This is a genomic window from Allobosea sp. RAF48, from assembly GCF_052114025.1.
In the GTDB taxonomy this organism is placed as follows: domain Bacteria; phylum Pseudomonadota; class Alphaproteobacteria; order Rhizobiales; family Beijerinckiaceae; genus Allobosea.
This window is the reverse complement of the sequence record NZ_JBFRDZ010000011.1, coordinates 159,554-180,935: the sequence shown is the minus strand read 5'-3', so window position 1 is coordinate 180,935 and position 21,382 is coordinate 159,554. Positions and strand designations below refer to the sequence as shown.

Sequence of the window (21,382 nt, the reverse complement as noted above, 5' to 3'; positions counted from 1 at the left end):
TCCGGGATCTTGACGCGCTTGAGATAGTGCATCGCGATCTCCTCGGCGTCCTTCTTGGGCATCTTGCGCACCCAGATCGGCGCCAGCGTCAGGTTCTCGAGGATCGTCAGATGCGGGAACAGGTTGAAGTGCTGGAACACCATGCCGACATCGCGGCGGATCTCGTCGATCTTCTTGAGGTCGTTGGTGAGCTCCGTGCCGTCAACGATGATCTGGCCCTTCTGGTGCTCCTCGAGCCGGTTGATGCAGCGGATCATCGTCGACTTGCCCGAACCGGACGGGCCGCAGATGACCAGCTTCTCGCCGCGCTGAACCTTGAGGTTGATGTCCCGCAACACGTGGAACTCACCGTACCACTTGTTCACGCCGATCATCTCGACCGCCGTCGCCGTGTTCAACGAGGTCTGCTTCAGCGCCGCAGGCCGGGTATCCGTCATCTTGGTTTCTGCCATTGCCATGGTCGTCATCCCTCTCAACGTTTTTGGCCGGCGGCTAGGCGCTTCTCGACAGCTACCGAGTAGCGCGACATTCCCCAGCAGCAAAGAAAATAGAAGAGCGCGGCGAAAGCGTAGGCTGTCGACCGCGTAGTCGGCGTCGCCCAGGTGGGGTCGACGAGGGTCGCCTCGATCGTGCGCAGGAAATCGAAGATGCCGACGATGGTGACCAGCGTCGTATCCTTGAACAGCCCGATGAAGGTGTTGACGATGCCGGGGATCACGATCCGCAGCGCCTGCGGCAGGATGATCAGACGCATCATCTGCCAGTAGCCGAGGCCGAGCGACATCGCGCCCTCGTACTGGCCCTTCGGGATCGCCTGCAGGCCGCCGCGCACCACCTCCGCCATGTAGGCGGCGGCGAAGAGCGCGACGCCGATCAACGGCCGAAGCAGCCGGTCCGGCGACCATTCCTGCGGCACGAAGAGCGGCAGCATGGTGTTGGCCATGAACAGCACGGTGATGAGCGGTACGCCACGCACGAACTCGATGAAGATCACCGAGAGCAGCTGGATGGCGGGCAGGCGCGAGCGGCGCCCCAGCGCCAGCAGCACGCCGAGCGGCAGCGAGAAGACGATACCGACCGCGGAGATCAGGAACGTCACCGTCATGCCGCCCCAGAGCCCGGTGTCGACACGGGGCAGCCCGACCTTGTCGGCCAACACCGCCAGCAGGCCGAAGACGACCAGCGCGATCAGGATCAGGCGCTTGGGCCGATAGAAGCGCTGCCAGGCCGGCATCTCCTGTTCGACGGCCAACTGTGCCTCGCCAAGCCAGAACTTGGCCAGCGAGGGCACGAAGGACAGCACCAGATAAAGCACCGCCAGCGCGAAGCTGAGCAGGATCAGGAAGCGCAGGAAGCTCTCGGCCCGAGCCCCGCCCAGTAGCAGGATGAAGGCGCTCGCCGGCAGGATGATGAAGAAGAAGAAGACGCCTATCTTCTTCAGCGGCGCCTTGGTCCAGAGCATCCAGACCACGCCAAGCGCGAACATCGCGAAGACGATGTTGACCCGCCAGCGCTCCACCACCGGATAGGACCCGTATATGAAGTACTGGAAACGGTCGGCGATATAGGCCCAGCAGGCACCGACCGGCCGGCCGACCTTGTCGGCGAGGCAGGCCTCGCGATGCTCTCCGGTCCAGACTGCGTCGAGGAAGTAGAAGCGGACCAGACCCGGCACCGCGTCAAACACGAGATAGGCGCAGAGCAGGGTCAGGATCGCATTGAGCGGGCTGGAAAACAGGTTGGTCCTGATCCAGGCCCAGGGGCCGGCCACGGAGAGGGGCGCAGGCTCCTGCTGCAACGTCTCCTTGCGGACGAAGGCGTAAGGGGCGTTTTCGATCGTTGCGTCGGTCATCGATCCGCCCTCACCGTTCGACCAGCGCCATGCGCCGGTTGTAGAGGTTCATGAAGAACGACGTCACCAGCGAGATCGTCAGGTAGACCGCCATGGTGATGGCGACGACCTCGACCGCCTGGCCGGTCTGGTTCAGAACCGTGCCGGTGAAAACCTGGACGAGATCGGGATAGCCGATCGCCACGGCCAGAGACGAGTTCTTGGTCAGGTTGAGGTATTGCGAGGTCAGCGGCGGGATGATGACGCGCATGGCCTGCGGGATGACGACGAGCTTCAGCGTCGGGCCGGAGCGCAGGCCGAGCGCATGGGCGGCCTCGGACTGCCCCTTCGAAACCGCCAGGATGCCGGCGCGCACGACCTCGGCGATGAAGCCGCCGGTATAGGTCGAGAGGCCGATCAGCAGCGCCACGAACTCAGGAAAGATCTGCATGCCGCCGGTGAGGTTGAACCGACCCTGCTGCGGATAGTCGAAGGAGAGCGGCCGACCCGTGATGAAGAAGACCAGAAGCGGCAGCCCGATGATCAGCGCGAGCGCGACCCAGCCGTTATGGTACTGCTTGCCCGTCTGCATCTGCTGGCGACGCGACCAGATGAAGAAGGCGATCGCCGCCACGACGCCGACAATGAAGGCGATGACGACCGCCTCGAAAGCCGGCGCGAATTGCGGGCTCGGCAGGATGATGCCGCGATTGTTGAGATAGATGCTGCCGGGCAGCGCGATCGAGTTGCGGGCGTCCGGCAAAGGCTTCAGCACCGCGTTGTACCAGAAGAAGAGCTGGAGCAGCAGCGGGATGTTCCGGATGACCTCGACATAGATCATAGCCAGCTTGGCGACGATCCAGTTGTTCGAGAGCCGCGCCACGCCGACGGCGAAGCCGATGAAGGTGGCGAGGACGATACCGAGGGCGGCGACGAGCAGCGTGTTGAGCAGGCCGACCAGAAAGGCCTGACCATAGGTCGAGCCGCCCTGGGCCGAGAACGGGATCAGCTTCTGATTGATGTCGAAGCCGGCGGCGTTGTGCCAGAAGCCGAAACCCGAGGCGATCTTCTGCGCACGCAGATTTTCGATGGCATTGGATGCGGCCGACCAGATCAGGAAGCCGACTACCCCGACCAGCAGGATCTGATAGACGTAGCCGCGGATCCTGGGGTCGTAGAACAACGACGCCTTGCCGGGTGATACCGTTTGGTCGGGAATGCTCGACACTTGTCACGCCCCTTTTGCTTCGCTTGTGGCGGCCGGCGATCCTTCGGCTGTGCGGTTGCGCCGAGGTCGTCCTGTTGTCCGTGCCGCTTTTTCTGTGAGCTTCTTGCCGGAAGGGCGCGCCATGCGGGCCCTTCCGGCGTTCACGGACCCGACGCGATACCGACGCCGACAGCTGCCGCTCTGGCGGCAGTGATGCTCTCTGTCTTCATGCCGTTCCCCTGTTCGGAGCGGGTTCGTCCCGCTCTCCCCGATTGAACAAATCTTGAGCAGCAAATGCTGATACGGCAAGCCCTGCTGAAGCAAAACCCCGATCAGCAAATCCCGGACCAACCGCGCCAACCACCATCCGGCGCCGATTTTGAATCTCTGCGCGCCGGAAACCACCGCGTCAACGAACAATCCCGTCAATGCGCTGTGACGCTTCGCAATCCGTTGGATTGCCCTGATCCAGGGCGAATACAGCAACGCCGCGAAACGCTTCGAGAGCGGCTCGCGGCGCGGGCGGCAGCTTCAGGCCGCGGAACAAACGGGGCACCGGTCTAGCCGGCGCCCCGCGAATGCATCAGCGAACCGGCGGAGCGTATTGCAGGCCGCCCTTGGTCCAGAGCGCGTTCTGACCGCGGGCGATCTTGAGCAGCGAACCCTGGCCGACGTTGCGCTCGAACGATTCGCCGTAGTTGCCGACGTGCTTGACGATGCGCACGACCCAATCCGGCGTCAGGCCAACCTGCTCGCCGAACTTGCCCTCGGTGCCGAGCAGGCGCTTGATCTCGGGGTTATCCGACTTGAGCTGCTGTTCGACATTCGCCTGGGTCACGCCCAGTTCCTCGGCGTTCAGCATGGCGAAGCCGACCCACTTCACCAGGTTGAACCACTGCGGGTCGTTATTGCGGACGGACGGGCCGAGCGGCTCCTTGGAGATGATCTCCGGCAGGACGATGTGGTCGTCCGGGTTCGTCAGCTTCAGGCGCTCGGCGTAAAGGCCGGACGCATCGGTGGTGAAGGCGTCGCAGCGGCCGGCGTCATAGGCCTTGACCGTCTCGTCGGAGGTCGCGAAGGCCACGACCTCATACTTCAGGTTGTTGGCGCGGAAGTAGTCGGCGAGGTTGAGCTCGGTGGTGGTGCCCTGCTGGGTGCAGACAGAAGCGCCCGAGAGCTGCAGGGCCGAGTTCACGCCGAGCTTCTTGCGGACCATGAAGCCCTGGCCGTCATAGTAGTTGACGCCGGTGAAGAGCAGGCCGAGCGAGGCGTCGCGCGTCATCGTCCAGGTCGAGTTGCGCACCAGCACGTCAATCTCGCTCGACTGGAGCGCGGTGAAGCGGTCCTTGGCCGAAAGCGGGATGAACTTCACCTTGTTCGGGTCGTTGAAGATCGTCGCCGCGATCGCGCGGCAGAGATCGACGTCGAGTCCCTTCCAGTTGCCCTGCGCATCGGGCACGCCAAAGCCGGCGAGGCCGGTGTTCGAGCCGCAATTCAGGATACCGCGTTGCTTGACCTGCGCGAGCGTCGCCTGGGCCGAAGCCGCGGTTGCGGAAATCGCCAGGCCGATTCCTGCCGCAAGAGCGGCGGCTACAAACTTTTTCATCGGTACTCTCCCATTGAAGCCACGTTTCCGGCTTGCGCCGAACGCCATCCTGGTCTCGCCGCCGGCAGCTTTCCGCTGCTCGATTATCTTTGCGTTTGGTGCGGCGCCCCCGTTGCCGAGTCGATTGCCAGAGTGCCCCATGAGCGTCAAGCAACCGCCACCCGCCCCCGGCGCCCCTTGTTCACCGCATGCATCACATGCGAGTTTGTGGGGTGTGGTCAAGCCCGGCTGCATTTTTCCGCTTCCGAGACCTGCCGTTTCCATGAAAAAGCTGTCTTCGCCTGAATTTGCGCGCCTCGGCGAGCGGACGCGCCTCGTGCTGGCCGGACGCGACCCGGCCGATAGCTACGGCTTTGTCAATCCGCCTATCGTACGAGGCTCGACGGTCGTTTATCCCAACACCGAAGACTTCCTGGTCCGCAAGGCGCGCTACACCTATGGCACCGACGGCAATCCGACGCTCGACGCGCTGATCGCGGCCGCCAACACGATCGAGGGCGGTGCCGGCGTGGTCGTCACGCCATCGGGGTTGATGGCCTGCACGCTCGCCTTCCTGACCATGCTCTCCGCCGGGGACCACGTGCTGGTGACGGACAGCGTCTACCGCCCGACTCGCATCTTCTGCGATACCTTCCTGAAGCGGATGGGGATCGAGACCACCTATTACGACCCGCTGATCGGCGGCGACATCGTCAAACTGTTCAAGCCGAACACGAAGGCCGTCTGGACCGAGGCGCCGGGGTCCCAGACCTTCGAAATGCAGGATATCCCGGCCATCGTCGCGGCCGCGCATGAACACGACATCCCGGTCGCGCTGGACAACACCTGGGCGACACCGCTGTTCTTCGACGCCCACAAATTCGGTGTCGACTACTCGGTGCAGGCCGGCACCAAATACTACGCAGCCCATTCCGACGTGCTGATCGGCACCATCTCGGCGCGGACGCCGGAGCAGTTCAGGAAGCTGCGCGCAGCCTGGAATCAGCTCGGGCTGATCGTGGCGCCGGAGGATGCCTTCCTGACGCTGCGTGGCATGCGGACGATGGCCGTGCGCCTCAAGGCGCAGATGCCAGCGGGCATCGCCATGGCCGAATGGCTGCGCGAACGCCCCGAGGTCGCCCGCGTCCTCCACCCCGCCCTTCCGGGCGCGCCCGGCCACGAGATCTGGAAGCGCGACTTCACCGGCGCCTCCTCGCTCTTCACCATCGAGCTGAAACCCGTCTCGATGAAGGCTGTCGGCGCGATGCTCGACGGCCTGACCCTGTTCGGCATCGGCGCCTCCTGGGGCGGTTATGAGAGCCTCGTCCTGCCCTTCGACTGCAAGGACTACCGGACGGCAACCAAGCCCGATTTCAAGGGACCGACGATCCGCCTCCATATCGGCCTCGAAGATATCGAGGACCTGAAGGCCGATCTCGACGCCGGCTTCGCGCGCTTGCGCGCGGCGAGCTGAACGAGGACCAGGCCCCTTCCACCGCCGTTCTCGGGCGAAGCGAAGCGCAGACCCGAGAATCCCCCGCAGGATGGGAGGCCTTTTCTGCAAGAGATGCTCGGGCCAAGCCCGAGCATGACGCGCCGGACAAGCTGCTTCAGACCCGGCCGATCTCGAAGTCGCGCCCGAGCAGCTTGGCGAGTTGCTTGAGCCGGCCTTCCACGCGCTCGCTCGCCAGGGAAGCGAGATCCCCAGGAAAGCGCAGGACCAGGCGGTTGTCGACGCAGGTGGCCGGGATGCGCGGCAGGATGCCGGCCATGCCGGCAGACAAAAGATAGGCGACGCGGAAGATCGCGGCGATCAGCGTCGCACGCGCCAGGAGCGCCGGCTGAAGCAGGGTCTTCAAGCCTTCGGCAGCCGGCGAGCTGGCCTTTAGACCGGCATAGCGATGGAAGATCGTCATCGCCAGGAAGGCCCGCCCGACATGGTCGATGCCTGTGAAATAGGCATGGGCGATGACGTTCATGCTCTGCTCGCCGCGATAATCCGGATGGGCGCGCCAGCCGATGTCGGAGAGAAGGCAGACGGTCTCGATCAAGCGCCCCGAAGGCTCGTCCTGCACCAACCCGGCGGTTTCGAGAATGCCGTGGACCCAGGCGATCAGGTCAGCGGCGTGACGCGGATCGCGGGCACGCAGGAGATTGTAGTCGCGCGCGGCCTGCAGCAGCGGGTCTGCGGTCTGTTCCCGCGGCGAGAGCTGCTCATGCAGCAGCCCTTCGCGCACGCCCTGCGCCGAGATGACGATGTTGCGCGGCTTGCCGCGCTTGATCAGCTCGTCCAGCACCAGCGCGCCATAGGCGAGCAGCGGCCGACGTGCCGAGGAGACGGAATCGATGGCGTCGAGCACCGAGGCGTCGGCCCGCTCGACCAGCTTGACAAAATCGGAGGCATCCTTCGGCGGGATCGCATAAGCATGCATCACGTTGAGCGGGTAGTTCGCGCGGCGCTGATGCAGCGTCGCGAGCGCGCGCCAGGTCCCGCCGACGGCGAAGAAATCGCGCCCCTTCATCGCGGCGAGCTGCGGCAGCTTGTCGAGCTCGTCCTTCACGATCTTCTCGGCCGCGCGGATCGAGCCCTTCGAGCGATCGAGCAACGCGAGGCCCCCGAGCGGGACGCTGGCGCCCTTCCCCACAGCGCCGTTCTTGACAGAAATCAGCTCCAGGCTGCCGCCGCCGAGATCGCCCACGACACCGTCCGGAGAATCGAAACCCGAGATCACGCCGAGGCCCGAGAGAATTGCCTCGCGGCCGCCGGAAATCAGCTCGATCGGCTGGCCTATCGCCTCTTCGGCGCGGGCGATGAAGTCCGGCCCGTTCTCGGCATAGCGTGCGGCGGCCGTGGCGATGACGCGGAGCTCGCCGACATGCATGGCTTCGCAGAGGATGCGAAAGCGGATCAGCGCCAGGATCGCCTTCTCGATGGCGTCCTGCGCCAACCGGCCGGTCGTGGCGACCTGCCGGCCGAGGCCGGCCATCTCCTTCTCGTTGAAGACCTGCGACGGCGCCCGCGCCAGCATCTCGTAGACGACGAGGCGGACCGAGTTCGAACCGATGTCGACGATGGCGATGGTGTCGGCGAGCGCAAGCCGCCCCGGCGCGTGCCGGAGCTCAGGCTTTACGGCCTCCCCGGCGCGAGAGGGAGCGGGGACTTGAATTCGAGAGCGATTTTCCACGTCCGGACAGACTCGGGTTCGTCATGAAGTACTTATGCGCGTTGAACGGCTCTTCGTTCGGCGCAGGGACAATGCGGCGCGAGCCGCCATCGGGCAATATCGTCCAGCTCTGCTCATTGTCGAGCAGGTTGGCCAACATGATCTGATCAAGCAACTGCTGATGCACGGTCGGATTGAGGATCGGCGTCAGGGCCTCGACGCGGCGATCGAGGTTGCGCGGCATCAGGTCGGCCGAGGAGATGTAGACCTTGGCCTTGGGCGAAGGCATGCCGTGGCCGGCCCCGAAGGCATAGACGCGGGTGTGCTCGAGGAAGCGGCCGATGATCGATTTGACCCGGATATTGTCCGAGAGGCCGGGCACGCCCGGCCGCAGGCAGCAGATGCCGCGCACGACGAAGTCGATCTCGACGCCGGCCTGGCTGGCGTCATAGAGGGCGTCGATGATCTCGGGATCGACCAGCGAATTGCACTTGCCCCAGATCGCGCCCTTGCGGCCGGCCTTCACATGGGCGACTTCCTCGGCGATATCATCGAGCAGGCGCTGCTTGAGGCTTGTCGGCGAGACGGCCATGCGCTCCAGCCCGGCCGGCTCGGCATAGCCGGTGATGAAGTTGAAGATGCGCGCGACGTCCTGCGCGATCACCGGGTCGGCGGTGAAGAAAGAGACGTCGGTGTAGATGCGGGCCGTGATCGGGTGGTAGTTGCCGGTCGCGATATGGCAGTAGCTGACGAGCTGGCCGGCCTCGCGCCGCACCACCAATGACAGCTTGGCGTGGGTCTTGAGCTCGATGAAGCCGTAGACGACCTGGACGCCGGCGCGCTCCATCTCCTTCGCCCAGCGGATGTTCGCCTCTTCGTCGAAGCGCGCCTTCAGCTCGACCAGCGCCGTCACCGACTTGCCGGCCTCGGCAGCTTCCGTCAGCGCCTTGACGATCGGCGAATTCGCCGAGGTGCGATAGAGCGTCTGCTTGATCGCGACGACATTGGGATCGCGCGCCGCCTGCTGCAGGAACTGCACGACGACATCGAAGCTCTCATAGGGGTGGTGGACGAGCAGGTCCTTCTGGCGGATCGCGCCGAAGCAATCGCCGCCATGCTCGCGGATGCGCTCGGGGAAGCGGGCGTTGTAGGGCTTGAACTTCAGGTCCGACCGGTCGACGCCCACAAGTTGCGAGAGCTCGTTCAGGCCGATCATGCCGTTGACTTCGACGATCTCGTCGGCATCGACCTTGAGCTCGCGCACGATGAGCCGGCGCAGATGCGCGGGCATGCCGGTCGAGAGCTCGAGCCGGATGACGACGCCGAGCCGGCGCTGCTTCAGCATGGTCTCGAAGACGCGGACGAGGTCCTCCGCCTCCTCTTCGATGTCGAGATCGGAGTCCCGGATGACGCGGAAGGAGCCGGTGCCCTTGACCTCGTAGCCGGGGAAAAGCTTGCTGATGAAGAGCGAAACCGCGTCCTCAAGCGTGATGAAGCGATGCAGCCCCTCGCGGGCGAGATCGGGCAGTTCGATGAAGCGGTCGATCTTGGTCGGCACCCGGATCAGCGCGTCGAGCTGGCGCCCGTCGTTCTTGCGCTCCAGCGCCAGCGCGATGGTGAAGCCGAGATTGGGGATGAACGGGAAGGGGTGCGCCGGGTCGATCGCCAGCGGCGTCAGCACCGGGAAGACGTAATTGAGGAAATAGTCCTCCAGCCAGATCCGGTCCTGCGAGCCGATGTCGCCCGGCTGCAGCAGGTGGATGCGATTCTCATGCAGATCGTGGCGAAGCTCCGCCCAGCGCGCCTGCTGGTCGTCGGTGAGGGCCGAAACCGCCTCGCCTATCGCGGCGAGCTGCTCGGCCGGGGTGAGACCGTCCTGGCTCGGCGTGACCACGCCGGCCTTGAGCTGCTCGCGCAAGCCGGAGACGCGGACCATGAAGAACTCGTCGAGATTGTTCGCCGAGATCGACAGGAAGCGCAGCTGCTCCAGCAGCGGGTGACTGCGATTCGAGGCCTCCTCCATGACGCGGCGATTGAACTGCAGCCAGGACAGCTCGCGGTTCATGAAGCGCTCGGTCTGCCGGCGCAGCGGCGCCGCATCAGCCTCGCCGGAGAGCTTCTCCAGCTCGTCGGTCACGGTCTCGAGAGTCATGCGCTTCACCCGTGTCCTGATCGTCTTTCCGCTCATGGCGCCGTTGAAGCCATTCTAGCGTGACGTTTCGATGACGGGCGACATGATTTCGTATGACAGCATGGCCGCTCTGCAAGCACGCGCTCTTTCACGCGGGCTCCTCGGGAAACAATTCCGACAGCACTTCCTGCACAAGCGGGCGCGTGACGCGCCGACCGCGCTCCAGCGCGACGCGATCGAGACGGTCCACCACCTGCCGCGCGGCGGCGAAGGAGCGCTCCATCCTGAGCGCCAGCGCCTCGATGACGGCCGTGTCGACAACGAGCTGGCGGTCGATGAAGAGCTTGACGAGGAGCGCCCGCAGCAGCCCGTCATCGGGCGGCTCGATCGTGGCGCCCGGTGCGAGCCGCAGCCGCGACAGCAGGTCCGGCACCCGCAGGCCCCAGCGGTCGGGTTCGGTGCGCGCCGTCAACAGCAGATGCCCCCCGCGTGCCTTCATCGCGTTCATCAGATGAAAGAGCGCGGCCTCGTCGAACGGCCCGGCGTCGCAATCCTCGACCACCAGGGCGCCGCCGGAGACAAGGTGCGGGACCTTTGCCTCGCTCAGCTCCGTGGCCTGAATCGTCCAGGCATGGGCGGCGCGGGCCCAGATCGCGGCAAGATGAGTCTTGCCGGCACCTTCGGGCCCGGTCAGCCGCAGCCAGGCGTCAGGCCATTGCGGCCAGCGTTCGATCAGTCCGTAGGCCGCCTCGTTGGAGGGGCCGACCAGAAAATCCTCGACGCCGTGGCGGCTGTCGACGGGCAGGTCGAGGGCGAGCTGGCGCGGACGTGGTGGCACGTCGGACATGATCGGCTCAAAGCTCGGCGTCGGCACGCGCCTTCGCCGAGGCGGAACGCCTGGCGCCGATGCCATGGTAGAGATTGCTGGCGAGATATTGCCGCAGCGCGAAGCGGCAGAGCACGCCGATAACGGCCGCAAGCGGCACCGCCAGCAGCAGGCCGACGAAGCCGAACAGCGAGCCGAATGCAAGCAGCGCGAACATCAGCCAGACCGGATGCACGCCGATCGAATCGCCGACGAACTTGGGCTGGAAGATGTTTCCTTCGAGGAACTGGCCGGCGAGGAAGACGCCGAGCGTCGCCAGCGGCCAGGTCCAGTCAGGCCAGAACTGCACGATCGCCACGCCGACCGAGAGCACGAGCCCGGTCAGCGAGCCGACATAGGGGATGAAGGACAGGAAGCCGCTGATGATGCCGATCAGCGCGCCGAAATTGACGCCGATGATGCTCAATCCGATCGCGTAGAAGGTGCCGAGCAGCAGGCAGACGAGAGCCTGGCCGCGCAGGAAGCCCGCGATGGCCATGTCCATCTCGTGCAGGAGACCGCGGATGGTGTCGCGGTGATCGAGCGGCAGCCAGCTGTCGACGGCCGCGACCATCCGATCCCAGTCGACCAGGAGATAAAAGGCGATGACCGGCGTCAGCACGAGCAGCGAGAACACGCCGACGATGGCGGTGCCGCCACTCCAGAGCGACTTCAGCAGGCCGCCGACCCATTGCGTCGCCTGACCGACGAGGTTCCCCAGCGAGTTCTGCGCCTCCTGCTGCAGGTTGCCGCCGCCGAAACGCTCCAGCCAGGGGAATCCTTTCTCCATCGCGAGTGCCTGCAGCTTCGCGGCGTCGGAAGGCAGCCTGTCGACCAGCCCGGCGAGCTGCCGCCCCAGCAACGGCGCCAGCAGCACCAGCCCCAGCACAAAAATAATCAGGAAGATGATGAGGATGACGATGGTCGCCGTCAGCCGGTTCATGCCCATCCGCTCCAGCCTGTCGGCCAGCGGATCGAGGAGATAAGCGAGCGCGAGCGCCGCGATGAACGGCAGCAGGATGTCGCGCAAGAGCACGAGCAGGAGAACGAAGACCAGGAGGGAGCCCAGCCAAAAGCCGATCTGGCGCTGCAACGTCATCGATCAGCCTCTTTCGCCTATCCGACCAGCGGAATGGGACAAATGTGCACGGAAAGCCGCAGTTCCAAGCGCCGGCCGCATGTAAAACTTCGTCAGCCCGCCATGTGGCGCAGCCAGAAGGCGAGATAGGCCGTCATCGAGGCGAGCGTCAACAGAGCGACGACGAACTCCGCCGCCGCGGCAGCCCACCCGAGATCGATGCCGAAGGCGCGCGAGCCCAGCGCCAACGCTGCAAAAGCAATCTGCGCTGCGGTGTTGAGCTTGCTGACGACGAAAGGCGCGATCGTCACCGGCCGCCCCATCAGCCAGGACAGGATCACGGCCGCCACGATCATGAGGTCGCGCGCCACGACCAGGATGACGAGCCAGGCGGGCACCACACCGACGACCGCGAGCGTGACGTAGATCGAGACGATCAGCGCCTTGTCGGCGATCGGATCGAGATAGGCGCCAAGCTCGCTCGCCATGCCGCAGCGCTTGGCGAGGAAGCCGTCGATCGCATCCGAGAGCCCGGCCACCACAAAAAGAATGAAGGCGATATCCCAGCGCGCATTGACGATCATGACGATCACCAGCGGCACCAGGAACAACCGGCCGACGGTGATCAGATTGGGGATCGTCATCCAAAACGCCCGAGCGCATCTCGACAGAAGAAGACGCTAAGATCGCCGACAGTGGATCGGCAAGAGCGAAAACGCCGATACGCCTTGCAAGGCGCGGCGCGCTTGCCTATCGCTCGCGCGAGCACAAAGGAAGGCAAAATCCAATGAGCAAGCCCGGCGCAAACGGACTGACCTATGCGCAGGCGGGTGTCGACATCGACGCCGGCAACGCCATGGTCGACGAGATCAAGCCGCTGGTGCGCGCCACGCGCCGGCCGGGCGCCGACGCTGAGATCGGCGGGTTCGGCGGGTTGTTCGATCTCAAGGCTGCCGGCTTCAGCGACCCGATCCTGGTCGCCGCCAATGACGGCGTCGGCACCAAGGTGAAGATCGCGATCGAGAGCGGACTGCACTCGACGATCGGCATCGACCTCGTCGCGATGTGCGTCAACGACCTCATCGTCCAGGGCGCCGAGCCCCTGCTCTTCCTCGACTATTATGCCACCGGCAAGCTCGACCCGAAGGTCGGCGTCGAGATCGTGCGCGGCATCGCCGATGGCTGCCGCCAGGCCGGCTGCGCGCTGATCGGCGGCGAGACCGCCGAGATGCCCGGGATGTACGCCGAGAAGGATTACGACCTCGCCGGCTTCGCGGTCGGCGCGGCCGAGCGCGGCACGCTGCTGCCGCGCGAGGACCTGCAGCCTGGCGACGTGGTGTTCGGCCTGCCCTCCTCCGGCGTGCACTCCAACGGCTATTCGCTGGTGCGCCGCATCGTGGCGCTGAGCGGGCTGGGCTGGGGAGCCCCTGCTCCCTTCGCTCCGGCCAAGAGCCTCGCCGAGGCGCTTCTGGAGCCGACCCGCATCTATGTGAAGCCGCTGCTGCAGGCGCTCAAGGCGACTGATGGAATCAAGGCGCTGGCGCACATCACCGGCGGCGGCTTCCCCGACAACATCCCGCGCGTGCTGCCGGAGGGACTCGGCGTCGCGCTCGATCTGCCGGCGATCCCGGTTCCGCCCGTCTTCGGCTGGCTCGCCAAGGTCGGCGGCGTCGCCGAGCGCGAGATGCTGCGCACGTTCAACTGCGGCATCGGCATGATCGTCGCGGCGCAGGCCGACAAGGCCGATGAGGTTCTCGCCGCTCTGGAAGCGGCCGGCGAGGTCCCCGTGAGGCTCGGCGAAATCGTCCCGGTCGCGGCCGGCGAGGAGCAGGTCAGCTACCGCGGCAAGCTCTCGCTGTGAGCACGGCCAACGCCCGCAAGCGCGTCGGGGTGCTGATCTCCGGGCGCGGCTCCAATATGGTCTCGCTGGCAGAAGCGGCGCAGGCGCCCGGCTACCCGGCCGAAATCGCGCTCGTCATCTCCAATATCCCCGACGTCGCAGGGCTCGACCGGGCGCGAGGCTTCGGCATCGCCACCGCGACGATCGACCATCGCTCCTTCGGTAGGGATCGCGAGGCGTTCGAGCGCGCGGTGGACGAGCTCCTGCGCGTCAACCAGATCGATCTGGTCGTTCTCGCCGGCTTCATGCGCATCCTGACGCCCTGGTTCGTAAAGCGCTGGGAAGGGCGGATGATCAACATCCACCCTTCGCTGCTGCCGCTGTTCAAGGGCACGCATACACATCGGCAAGCCCTTGAAGCCGGCGTCAGCGAGCATGGCTGTTCGGTGCATTTCGTCGTGCCGGAGCTCGACGCCGGACCGGTGATCCTGCAGGCGAAGGTGCCTGTCTTGCCCGGCGACGACGAGGAGACGCTGTCCAAGCGCGTCCTCGTCGAGGAGCACAAGCTCTATCCGGCAGCGCTGGCGGAGGTCGCCTCCGGTCGTGCCAGGCTGGCCGGCGACCGGGCCTGATCCTCCCCACCCTCTCGCTTGCAGCGCTCCCACTCCTCGCGCGCCCTCTCCTCCTCCTTCTGCCAACGGCGGAAGAGGTCGGCACGACGGGCGGGATAGCGCTCCTCCAGCGCTATGAGGCCGGTCATGCGGTCGGTGCGGAAATGGCGGAATGCCTGCCGGAGCTCGCACCAGGCAATGACGATGCGCACGCGCTCGTAGAAGGTCATGCCGATCGGCCAGATCATGCGCTGTGTCGCGTGGCCGCTCTCGTCGCTGTAGTGGATCGAGAGCTTGCGGCCATTGCGGATGGCGGCACGCACGGCGGCGACGTCAACCTGATCGACCGGCACGTCGCCGGGATAGGACGCCGCGAACAGCGCACCATCGAGCAGGATCGGCCGCAGATGCGGCGGCAGCACGGCGGCGACCTTGCTGACCACATCCTCGGCAGCGCGTGCAAGCACAGGATCGGCGCGCTCGCTCAGCCAGCGCATGCCGACCAGCACGGCCTCGATCTCGTCGGGCGAGAGCATCAGCGGCGGCAGGTCGAACCCGGCGTCGAGCACATAGCCGATGCCAGCCTCGCCGCGCACGGGAACGCCCTGGCGCACCAGCGCGCCGATGTCGCGATAGACCGTGCGCACGGACACATCGAGCTCGGAGGCCAGCGTCTCGGCGGTCACGGGGCGCCTGCGGCGACGCAGGCTTTGAATCATGTCGAGCAATCGTTCGGCGCGCTGCACGGCGTCGTCTCCCTACCCGGCCTCGTAGCTGAGGCACCATGGCCCAGCTGGGGTGACAGCTTCTGTCAGGAGCGTGTCAGCAGCAAGGCTGGAGACGGAACGAGCGCCGAACGGGGAACCGACCGTCATACTCGGGCTTGCCCCGAGCATCTCTCATCGGACGAGGCTCCTGCGCCTCCTTCAGATCGAGATTCTCGGGTCTGCGCTTCGCTTCGCCCGAGAATGACACCTCTAGAGGGTCGGACCGCCGTTCAGAACGGCCGCTTGAGCTTGCACTGGTCGATGAAACGCAGGCCCTTCTCGCGGGCCGAGTCGTTGAAATAGCCGGTGTCCCTGAACGCCTGGATCTCGTCCTTGGTCATGGCGTTGACCGTGCCCTTGGCGTAGCAGCTGCACGGGGTGTGCACGGCTTCGCGCGTCGTGCCGAGGAGCTGCGACTGCGTGATCAGGCAGGCGTCGAAGGCGCGCAGCTGGATCATGTAAGGGGTGAGGTTCTTCGCGGTCGGGTCCGGCGGCGGCAGCGCCGTCGAGCTGCTTGCGGCATAGGCCGAGACGCTCGCCAGGATCGACAGTCCACCGGCCAGCACGACCGCACCCATCCGCCGCATCATCATGATTTCGCCTGCCCTTCGAGAACGGGGCACATCGCGATCACCATGCTGCGCCCACGGTTCGGCATGGCCATAGAGCTAGGTCAGCGTCAAGAGGACGCGCGGTCTCTTACTGCGGTTTTCAAGGATAGTGCTTCCGCTGTGACGTTTTCCGACTGGCTGTCGCCGGTAACCGACCGGACACCGGGTTCGATTCCGAACCCGGGCTCGTCGATGACCGGAGCCCGGTCCGCCAGCTCGAGAAAGATGGCGGCGCAAAGCAGCCAGACGATCGCCACTTCCATAATCATCGCCGCCTCCTGCGCCCCCGCCGGCCGGAGTCTTCCGGCCCACAAGCGCACTCTGGCGACCATCGATTAACGACCGGTTCCCGGCCTCGTGCCGTGAAAGCGCCACGGCCCGGCCGCAGGGGGCTCACGTGGACCAGACTGGCAAAAAGAAAGCCAACTTTGATCCAACACGTTGATATTCCTGCGATAACGAAAAACTCACCTTAACCGTGCATTAATCCCCTTCCCTCAGATTGCCCTCATTCAATCGATCGGACGCGCCGTCGCGTCGGAGTTCTGGACTATGCGTTGCGTTGCGTATCTGGCTGGTCTGGCGACCTGCCTCTCCCTCTCGCTGCCCGGCAGTGCCCAGGCGCAGTCGAGCGATTATTCGACCCTCACCTCACCCCAGCCGGCCCAGAACTGGTACCTGACGCTCGGCGCCGGCGTGCGCTATCAGCCGGACTACACCGGCTCGGATGACTATATCTTCCGCGTCCGGCCGATCATCTCGCTCGGCAAGGGCCTGAAGAGCACCTGGTGGAGCGCCGAAGACGATGCGATGCTCAGCATCGGCTTCTTCTCCGGACAGGGCTGGCGCATCGGCTTCTCCGGCGATCTGCTTTGGAAGCGCAGCGCCAAGGTCAATCCGGCGCTCGTCGCCATGCCGGAAACCAAATTCGGCGCCGAGGCCGGCGGCTTCGTCGAGTTCTATCCGACCTCCTGGCTGCGCGCCCGCGCCGATCTGCGCCGCGGCATCGTCGCCCATGACGGCGTCGTCGCCGATCTCAAGCTCGACGCCTTCTCCAATCTCGGCCCCTGGACCCTCGGCGTCGGCCCGCGCATGCGGATCGCCTCGGCCGACTATGTGCGGACCTATTTCGGCACCTATGGCGCGATGCCCGGCACCGGCGGCTTCCTGCAGCGCTTCAATGCCGGCGTCCACACCGTCGGCGCCCTGGCGCAGCTGACCTATCACTGGTCCGATCAGCTCCAGACCACCGCCTATGTCGAGTACAAGCACCTCGTCGGCGACGCCGCACGCTCTCCGATCGTCAGGCCGTTCGGCTCGCGCGACTCGATCACCATCGGCCTTTCCGCGAGCTACTCCTTCGATACCGGGTCGAACTACTCCTTCGGGCTCTGAGAAGCCGCAAGCCACGGCAGGGCTTGCTCCGGCCATGGCTGGCGGACCCAAAAGAAAAGGGCGGACCGGAAGACCGGTCCGCCCTGCTGCTTTTCAGCTCAGCTTGCGGCTGGGATCAGCCGACGATCTCGTTACCCGAGAAGAACTGGGCGATCTCGACAGCCGCAGTCTCCGGCGCATCCGAGCCGTGCACGGTGTTCTCGCCGACCGACAGGGCGAAGAGCTTGCGGATGGTGCCCTCGGCGGCGTTCGCCGGGTTGGTGGCGCCCATCACGTCGCGATAAGCCGCGATGGCATTCTCGCCTTCCAGCACCTGCACGACGACCGGGCCGGAGGTCATGAACTCGACGAGCTCGCCGAAGAAGGGGCGCGCCGAGTGGACGGCATAGAAAGTCTCGGCCTGGGCCTTGGTCATCTGGATGCGCTTCTGCGCGACGATGCGCAGGCCGGCCTTCTCGATGACAGCGTTGACCGCGCCGGTGAGGTTGCGCTTCGTCGCGTCGGGCTTGAGAATGGAGAAGGTACGCTGGACAGCCATCGAATGATCCTTGGATGCGGTGCAAAAAGGGGAATGCGGCGCGCTTATAGCCGCCGCCTCCCTGCCCCACAAGGCTCGTGGCCGCGCTGTTCTCAGTGCCGCGTCAGGAAGGCACGGGCCTCGCGCAGCGCTTCGGCGATCTGATCGCGGCTCATCTCCCGCGCCAGCTCGTGGCGGTGCGGCGCCGCCCGGGCACAGCCGCGGGCAAAGGCGACGTTAAACCATTTCTGCGCCATGACGACATCGACGGCTCCTGCCCGCCCCGAAGCATGCATCAGGCCGAGTTCGTAGTAGGCCTCGGCCGAAACCTCCGCCGGGATCACCAGCGAAGCGGGGACTGCGCTCATCTCCATGCGTGCCATGACACCACCCTCTTGTCGTTGTGCCGACCACCCGTCCAAGGCCTCGGCGATGAGTGCGAGAGTGAGCCCGACCTTTAAAATGCGAGCTAAATTTTGCGATGAATCGAGTCTCAACGAGACGTAATCGCCTGGTTAAAGCAACCAAGGGTTCACTTCATAATCCCGAAAATAGAAGTGATTTCAACGATCTGTCAGATCAGCTTCGCACCCGTCGTTGAGATTGGATTCACCTTGCGCACCGGAAACGCGGGCAGCCTCTTCCCTCGCGACAGCTTGAGCGACGCCGAAACGTCGATATAGTTCATATCTGAACCATGCGGGCATAGCTGGTCGGATAAGGGAGGATCGGATGAATCACGAGACCGGATCGAAACTCGCAGCCCTGGCCGCGCTCGGCATGCTTGCGGGCATCACGACGGCACGCGCCCAGGAGGTCGTCGGCGTCTGGGAGCGGGATACGGGTGCTTCGCGCGTGCGCTTCAGCAAATGCGGCGAAGCGCTCTGCGGCTCGCTCTCCTGGCTCAAGGACCAGAACGGGCCGGCCAAGGTCGGCCAGCGCATCTTCTACGACATGAAGCCGAACGGCGAGAACAAGTGGAGCGGCAGCGCTTTCAACCCGGAGGACGGCAAGACCTATTCCGGCACCATGACGCTCACCGGCAGTTCGCTGACCACGGCCGGCTGCGTCATGGGCGGGCTGATCTGCCGCTCGGTGAAGTGGACTCGGGCGAACTGAGTGCTGCCGTCATGCTCGCCCTTGTGGCGAGCATCCACGTCTTGAACGCTGCTTTCGATCTGCCGAGACGTGGATGGCCGGGACAAGCCCGACCATGACGCCTTCGCTTCAACGAAAGGATCGCGCTTCGCCTTAGCGCGCCCTCTGGCCGAAGAGGATCGCCTTTTCCTCGGGGGTGCTGATGCCCGCGGGGTTCCGCAGCTCCTCCGCTGCTTTCAGCCCGCGCTGGACGGCCGGGCGCGCCTGCATGGTTTCCAGCCAGCGTGCGACATTCGGGAACTGCTTGAGATCCTGACCCTGCTTCTCCCAGCCGCGCGCCCAGCCGATGCAGGCCATGTCGGCGATGGAGTATTCGTCGCAAATGTAGTCACGGCCTTCGAGGCGCTTGTTGAGCACGCCATAGAGGCGGTTGGCCTCGTTGGTGTAGCGCTCGATCGCGTAGGGAATCTTTTCCGGCGCATAGATACGGAAATGATGGGTCTGGCCGAGCATGGGGCCGAAACCACCCATCTGCCAGAACAGCCATTCATCGACCGAGACACGGGCGCGCTCGTCCTTCGGATAGAACCTGCCGGTCTTGCGACCGAGATACTGCAGGATGGCGCCTGACTCGAAGACGGAGATCGGCTTGCCGTCCGGCCCGTCGGGATCGACGATCGCCGGCATGCGGTTGTTCGGGGAGATCGCGAGGAATTCCGGCTTGAACTGGTCGCCCTTGCCGATGTTCACGGGAACGATGTTGTAGGGCAGCCCGCATTCCTCGAGCATGATGGTGATCTTCCAGCCGTTCGGCGTCGGCCAGTAATAGAGGTCGATCGGGTTAGCGGGCGCTTCGGACATCAGTCTCTTCCTTCCTGGCGTAAGGCCTCGGCCGGAACTTAAGCAGCCCACCGAACGGCAGGAAGTGCCGCGAGCCCGCCTTCAGCGCGACCTCGCCATGCCGTGACGGCGGGTGTCGTTCAGGGCGAGACGACCTTCTTGAAGCCCTCATGGCTCTGATCGAAGCCGAGGTTGCGATAGAAGCGATGGGCGTCGACACGGGACTTGTGCGAGCTGAGCTCGATCAGGCCGACGCGGTTTTCCGCTGCGAAGGCGAGCGCATGCTTGATCATCAAAGCACCGATGCCGAGGCTGCGGCTCTCGGGCGCGACATGAACGCTCTCGATCTTGCCACGCTTGCGTCCACGCGAAATCAGCCCGGGGATCAATGTGACCTGGAAGGTACCGACCACCGCGCCCGCTCGTTCGGCGACGAAGAGCTCACTGTCCTTGCTGGCATCGACCTCGGCGAAGGCCTCTGCATAGCCGGGATTCTGCGCCTCGGCTCTGATTTCCTCCGGCGTCATCGTCTGTGTGGGGGCGCCAAGCATCATCAGCTCGACGATACGGGCTACATCGCCCGCCCTGGCGCGACGAATGGTGATTTCGGTGGCGGAGACGGGCGTGCGGGTCATCGCTTCGGCTTTCGGCTCGGGCAGTGGTGATGGCGGGGACAGGGTCACTCGGCGAAGAGCCGCTTCGCCATCAGCAGCGTGTTCGGGGTATCCTCCCGCCCGTCGAAGCGGGCCTGGCGTTGCAGGAAGAAACCCATGCGCTCGTAGAAGGCGATCGCCGGCTCGTTCTGGCTTTCGACCTCCAGCCGCGCCACGGGCGCCTTCGGGAAGCAGGCGAGCGCGACCTGCAGCAATGTCCGCCCGATGCCGACGCCTTGCCAGGTCGGCAGGACATAGAGCCGCGTCAGGAGGGCGGCGCCATCGCGTTCCTGCCGGGCCGAGGCGGTGGCGACGATCTCCTCGCCGATCAGCGCGACGAGGAATATTCCCTCGTCGCGGCCGAGCTGGCTGCGCAGGTTCTCCAGCGAATGCCAGGCATTGGTGATCTCGGCGACGCGCTGCCAGCCATAAATGCCATCATAGGTGGCATGCCAGGTCTCGACCAAAAGCGCCCTCACGGCCGGAACATCGGCGGCTTCGGCGTCGCGGATGACGAGACCTGCGGGCGTCACGGGGCATTCCTTCGCAGACGCGCTCGGCCTTCCCGCCATGTCGCGGGAATCGCCTGCGCCGCGGGAGCCTAGAGCATCGCGAGAAGACGTGCGAACCGGCTTTTTCGCATCGGCACGGACACAGTGTCGACAAGCAATCGCGCCTTTCGCATTCGGACGGACCCGCGCTCGAACAGCAACAGGCGGAGATCCCGCTCGATCATCCCGATCGCATAGGTCAGACGGCGGGCTGTACACGCGACAGGCGACGCGCGGCCGCGGAGAAGCCACCTGGCTCGACGACGGCGAGAATGACCCGGTTCTGATCGTTGGAGAATACCAGCGCGTCCATGACGCAATCCAATTCTTGATCGATTTCACAAGATCGTCAGTTGCTCGGAAGGCCCCGCAACACTAGCCCCTCCACGCAAGAATGACGGGCAACAAATGGTCGACAAGCCCGCGGAAACGGGCGGGGACGGCCAGCCGGATATCCGACGCCGGGAGGGCGCAGAGGAGGGAAACAGCACCAGGCCAAATGGCCATGAGGGGATTTCGCAATATGAAGCTGACGAGACGCACATTCACCCGGGGGCTGACCCTCGGGGCTTTGACCTGCACCGAGATCGTATCGCCTGCCATCATCGGGTCCGCCCGAGCGCAAAGCATCTCCTCAA

General features: G+C 65.1%; 23 protein-coding genes. 5 read left to right on the top strand and 18 right to left on the bottom strand.

Annotated features, from left to right (window positions below; all coding sequences use genetic code 11):
- The 4 genes from AB4Z10_RS19945 to AB4Z10_RS19930 form a co-directional block, all read right to left on the bottom strand.
- Nucleotides 1–437, bottom strand: a 437-nt coding sequence (locus AB4Z10_RS19945; protein WP_441472130.1) for an amino acid ABC transporter ATP-binding protein, incomplete at its 3' end; no start/stop codon positions are given.
- A gap of 35 nt (nucleotides 438–472) precedes the next feature.
- Complete coding sequence (locus AB4Z10_RS19940) at nucleotides 473–1,852, bottom strand: amino acid ABC transporter permease (RefSeq protein ID WP_441472125.1); 1,380 nt, start codon at nucleotides 1,850–1,852, stop codon at nucleotides 473–475.
- A gap of 10 nt (nucleotides 1,853–1,862) precedes the next feature.
- On the bottom strand, nucleotides 1,863–3,059 hold the full coding sequence (locus AB4Z10_RS19935) for an amino acid ABC transporter permease (RefSeq protein ID WP_441472124.1): 1,197 nt from the start codon (nucleotides 3,057–3,059) through the stop codon (nucleotides 1,863–1,865).
- Nucleotides 3,060–3,621: 562 nt separating this feature from the next.
- Nucleotides 3,622–4,644 carry an amino acid ABC transporter substrate-binding protein gene (locus AB4Z10_RS19930; RefSeq protein WP_441472123.1) on the bottom strand — a complete coding sequence of 341 codons (1,023 nt, stop codon included), beginning with the start codon at nucleotides 4,642–4,644 and terminating at the stop codon, nucleotides 3,622–3,624.
- A 262-nt stretch (nucleotides 4,645–4,906) separates the two neighbouring features.
- Here AB4Z10_RS19930 and metC point away from each other — a divergent pair, with 262 nt between their 5' ends.
- Nucleotides 4,907–6,097, top strand: coding sequence for a cystathionine beta-lyase (gene metC, locus AB4Z10_RS19925; protein WP_441472122.1), 1,191 nt, complete (start codon nucleotides 4,907–4,909; stop codon nucleotides 6,095–6,097).
- A 136-nt stretch (nucleotides 6,098–6,233) separates the two neighbouring features.
- Here metC and ppx read toward each other — a convergent pair whose 3' ends face one another.
- The 5 genes from ppx to AB4Z10_RS19900 form a co-directional block, all read right to left on the bottom strand.
- Nucleotides 6,234–7,808, bottom strand: a complete 1,575-nt coding sequence (ppx, locus tag AB4Z10_RS19920; protein ID WP_441472121.1) for an exopolyphosphatase — start codon at nucleotides 7,806–7,808, stop codon at nucleotides 6,234–6,236.
- Nucleotides 7,744–9,939: an RNA degradosome polyphosphate kinase gene (locus AB4Z10_RS19915; protein ID WP_441472120.1), complete on the bottom strand. Its 2,196-nt coding sequence runs from the start codon at nucleotides 9,937–9,939 to the stop codon at nucleotides 7,744–7,746. The genes ppx and AB4Z10_RS19915 overlap by 65 nt, the downstream gene beginning before the upstream one ends.
- A gap of 127 nt (nucleotides 9,940–10,066) precedes the next feature.
- A complete protein-coding gene (locus AB4Z10_RS19910; RefSeq protein ID WP_441472119.1) occupies nucleotides 10,067–10,765 on the bottom strand; it encodes an HdaA/DnaA family protein in 699 nt (232 codons plus the stop codon).
- Nucleotides 10,766–10,772: 7 nt separating this feature from the next.
- On the bottom strand, nucleotides 10,773–11,882 hold the full coding sequence (locus AB4Z10_RS19905; protein WP_441472118.1) for an AI-2E family transporter: 1,110 nt from the start codon (nucleotides 11,880–11,882) through the stop codon (nucleotides 10,773–10,775).
- Between the two features lie 92 nt (nucleotides 11,883–11,974).
- On the bottom strand, nucleotides 11,975–12,505 hold the full coding sequence (locus AB4Z10_RS19900; protein ID WP_441472117.1) for a CDP-alcohol phosphatidyltransferase family protein: 531 nt from the start codon (nucleotides 12,503–12,505) through the stop codon (nucleotides 11,975–11,977).
- Nucleotides 12,506–12,648: 143 nt separating this feature from the next.
- Between AB4Z10_RS19900 and purM the strand changes: the two genes are divergently transcribed.
- Together purM and purN are read left to right on the top strand one after the other, a co-directional pair.
- Nucleotides 12,649–13,722 carry a phosphoribosylformylglycinamidine cyclo-ligase gene (gene purM, locus AB4Z10_RS19895; protein WP_441472116.1) on the top strand — a complete coding sequence of 358 codons (1,074 nt, stop codon included), beginning with the start codon at nucleotides 12,649–12,651 and terminating at the stop codon, nucleotides 13,720–13,722.
- Between the two features lie 56 nt (nucleotides 13,723–13,778).
- A complete protein-coding gene (purN, locus tag AB4Z10_RS19890) occupies nucleotides 13,779–14,333 on the top strand; it encodes a phosphoribosylglycinamide formyltransferase (RefSeq protein WP_441472129.1) in 555 nt (184 codons plus the stop codon).
- Here the strand turns inward: purN and AB4Z10_RS19885 are convergent.
- The 3 genes from AB4Z10_RS19885 to AB4Z10_RS19875 all read right to left on the bottom strand — a co-directional run bounded on the left by AB4Z10_RS19885 (nucleotide 14,270) and on the right by AB4Z10_RS19875 (nucleotide 15,959).
- The gene (locus tag AB4Z10_RS19885; protein WP_441472115.1) at nucleotides 14,270–15,058 is read right to left on the bottom strand and encodes a helix-turn-helix transcriptional regulator; all 789 of its coding nucleotides are present in this window, start codon (nucleotides 15,056–15,058) and stop codon (nucleotides 14,270–14,272) included. The genes purN and AB4Z10_RS19885 overlap by 64 nt on opposite strands.
- A gap of 251 nt (nucleotides 15,059–15,309) precedes the next feature.
- A complete protein-coding gene (locus AB4Z10_RS19880) occupies nucleotides 15,310–15,672 on the bottom strand; it encodes a hypothetical protein (protein WP_441472114.1) in 363 nt (120 codons plus the stop codon).
- A gap of 86 nt (nucleotides 15,673–15,758) precedes the next feature.
- Nucleotides 15,759–15,959, bottom strand: a complete 201-nt coding sequence (locus AB4Z10_RS19875; RefSeq protein WP_441472113.1) for a hypothetical protein — start codon at nucleotides 15,957–15,959, stop codon at nucleotides 15,759–15,761.
- A gap of 283 nt (nucleotides 15,960–16,242) precedes the next feature.
- Between AB4Z10_RS19875 and AB4Z10_RS19870 the strand changes: the two genes are divergently transcribed.
- On the top strand, nucleotides 16,243–17,085 hold the full coding sequence (locus AB4Z10_RS19870; RefSeq protein ID WP_441472112.1) for a MipA/OmpV family protein: 843 nt from the start codon (nucleotides 16,243–16,245) through the stop codon (nucleotides 17,083–17,085).
- 115 nt (nucleotides 17,086–17,200) lie between these two features.
- Here AB4Z10_RS19870 and ndk read toward each other — a convergent pair whose 3' ends face one another.
- Complete coding sequence (gene ndk, locus AB4Z10_RS19865; protein ID WP_441472111.1) at nucleotides 17,201–17,623, bottom strand: nucleoside-diphosphate kinase; 423 nt, start codon at nucleotides 17,621–17,623, stop codon at nucleotides 17,201–17,203.
- Between the two features lie 92 nt (nucleotides 17,624–17,715).
- Nucleotides 17,716–17,985, bottom strand: coding sequence for a hypothetical protein (locus AB4Z10_RS19860; RefSeq protein ID WP_441472110.1), 270 nt, complete (start codon nucleotides 17,983–17,985; stop codon nucleotides 17,716–17,718).
- Between the two features lie 349 nt (nucleotides 17,986–18,334).
- On the opposite strand from AB4Z10_RS19860, the gene AB4Z10_RS19855 reads away from it, so the two are divergent.
- Nucleotides 18,335–18,721: a DUF2147 domain-containing protein gene (locus tag AB4Z10_RS19855; protein ID WP_441472109.1), complete on the top strand. Its 387-nt coding sequence runs from the start codon at nucleotides 18,335–18,337 to the stop codon at nucleotides 18,719–18,721.
- 132 nt (nucleotides 18,722–18,853) lie between these two features.
- On the opposite strand, the gene AB4Z10_RS19850 is transcribed toward AB4Z10_RS19855, so the two are convergent.
- From AB4Z10_RS19850 to AB4Z10_RS19835, 4 genes are all read right to left on the bottom strand, one after another.
- Nucleotides 18,854–19,561 (bottom strand): glutathione S-transferase N-terminal domain-containing protein, encoded by a 708-nt coding sequence (locus AB4Z10_RS19850; protein WP_441472108.1) that lies wholly within the window; start codon nucleotides 19,559–19,561, stop codon nucleotides 18,854–18,856.
- Between the two features lie 119 nt (nucleotides 19,562–19,680).
- Nucleotides 19,681–20,175, bottom strand: coding sequence for a GNAT family N-acetyltransferase (locus AB4Z10_RS19845; protein WP_441472107.1), 495 nt, complete (start codon nucleotides 20,173–20,175; stop codon nucleotides 19,681–19,683).
- 44 nt (nucleotides 20,176–20,219) lie between these two features.
- Nucleotides 20,220–20,726 carry a GNAT family N-acetyltransferase gene (locus AB4Z10_RS19840; RefSeq protein ID WP_441472106.1) on the bottom strand — a complete coding sequence of 169 codons (507 nt, stop codon included), beginning with the start codon at nucleotides 20,724–20,726 and terminating at the stop codon, nucleotides 20,220–20,222.
- A gap of 217 nt (nucleotides 20,727–20,943) precedes the next feature.
- A complete protein-coding gene (locus AB4Z10_RS19835; protein WP_441472105.1) occupies nucleotides 20,944–21,057 on the bottom strand; it encodes a helix-turn-helix domain-containing protein in 114 nt (37 codons plus the stop codon).
- Nucleotides 21,058–21,382: the final 325 nt, after the last annotated feature.

Coding starts and splice junctions, on each gene's coding strand:
- AB4Z10_RS19940 (WP_441472125.1), bottom strand. CDS start 1,852: ATGACCGACGCAACGATCGAAAACGCCCCTTACGCCTTCGTCCGCAAG.
- AB4Z10_RS19930 (WP_441472123.1), bottom strand. CDS start 4,644: ATGAAAAAGTTTGTAGCCGCCGCTCTTGCGGCAGGAATCGGCCTGGCG.
- metC (WP_441472122.1), top strand. CDS start 4,907: ATGAAAAAGCTGTCTTCGCCTGAATTTGCGCGCCTCGGCGAGCGGACG.
- AB4Z10_RS19915 (WP_441472120.1), bottom strand. CDS start 9,939: ATGACTCTCGAGACCGTGACCGACGAGCTGGAGAAGCTCTCCGGCGAG.
- AB4Z10_RS19910 (WP_441472119.1), bottom strand. CDS start 10,765: ATGTCCGACGTGCCACCACGTCCGCGCCAGCTCGCCCTCGACCTGCCC.
- AB4Z10_RS19905 (WP_441472118.1), bottom strand. CDS start 11,882: ATGACGTTGCAGCGCCAGATCGGCTTTTGGCTGGGCTCCCTCCTGGTC.
- AB4Z10_RS19900 (WP_441472117.1), bottom strand. CDS start 12,505: ATGACGATCCCCAATCTGATCACCGTCGGCCGGTTGTTCCTGGTGCCG.
- purM (WP_441472116.1), top strand. CDS start 12,649: ATGAGCAAGCCCGGCGCAAACGGACTGACCTATGCGCAGGCGGGTGTC.
- purN (WP_441472129.1), top strand. CDS start 13,779: ATGGTCTCGCTGGCAGAAGCGGCGCAGGCGCCCGGCTACCCGGCCGAA.
- AB4Z10_RS19880 (WP_441472114.1), bottom strand. CDS start 15,672: ATGATGATGCGGCGGATGGGTGCGGTCGTGCTGGCCGGTGGACTGTCG.
- AB4Z10_RS19875 (WP_441472113.1), bottom strand. CDS start 15,959: ATGATTATGGAAGTGGCGATCGTCTGGCTGCTTTGCGCCGCCATCTTT.
- AB4Z10_RS19870 (WP_441472112.1), top strand. CDS start 16,243: ATGCGTTGCGTTGCGTATCTGGCTGGTCTGGCGACCTGCCTCTCCCTC.
- ndk (WP_441472111.1), bottom strand. CDS start 17,623: ATGGCTGTCCAGCGTACCTTCTCCATTCTCAAGCCCGACGCGACGAAG.
- AB4Z10_RS19860 (WP_441472110.1), bottom strand. CDS start 17,985: ATGGCACGCATGGAGATGAGCGCAGTCCCCGCTTCGCTGGTGATCCCG.
- AB4Z10_RS19855 (WP_441472109.1), top strand. CDS start 18,335: ATGAATCACGAGACCGGATCGAAACTCGCAGCCCTGGCCGCGCTCGGC.
- AB4Z10_RS19850 (WP_441472108.1), bottom strand. CDS start 19,561: ATGTCCGAAGCGCCCGCTAACCCGATCGACCTCTATTACTGGCCGACG.
- AB4Z10_RS19845 (WP_441472107.1), bottom strand. CDS start 20,175: ATGACCCGCACGCCCGTCTCCGCCACCGAAATCACCATTCGTCGCGCC.
- AB4Z10_RS19835 (WP_441472105.1), bottom strand. CDS start 21,057: ATGGACGCGCTGGTATTCTCCAACGATCAGAACCGGGTCATTCTCGCC.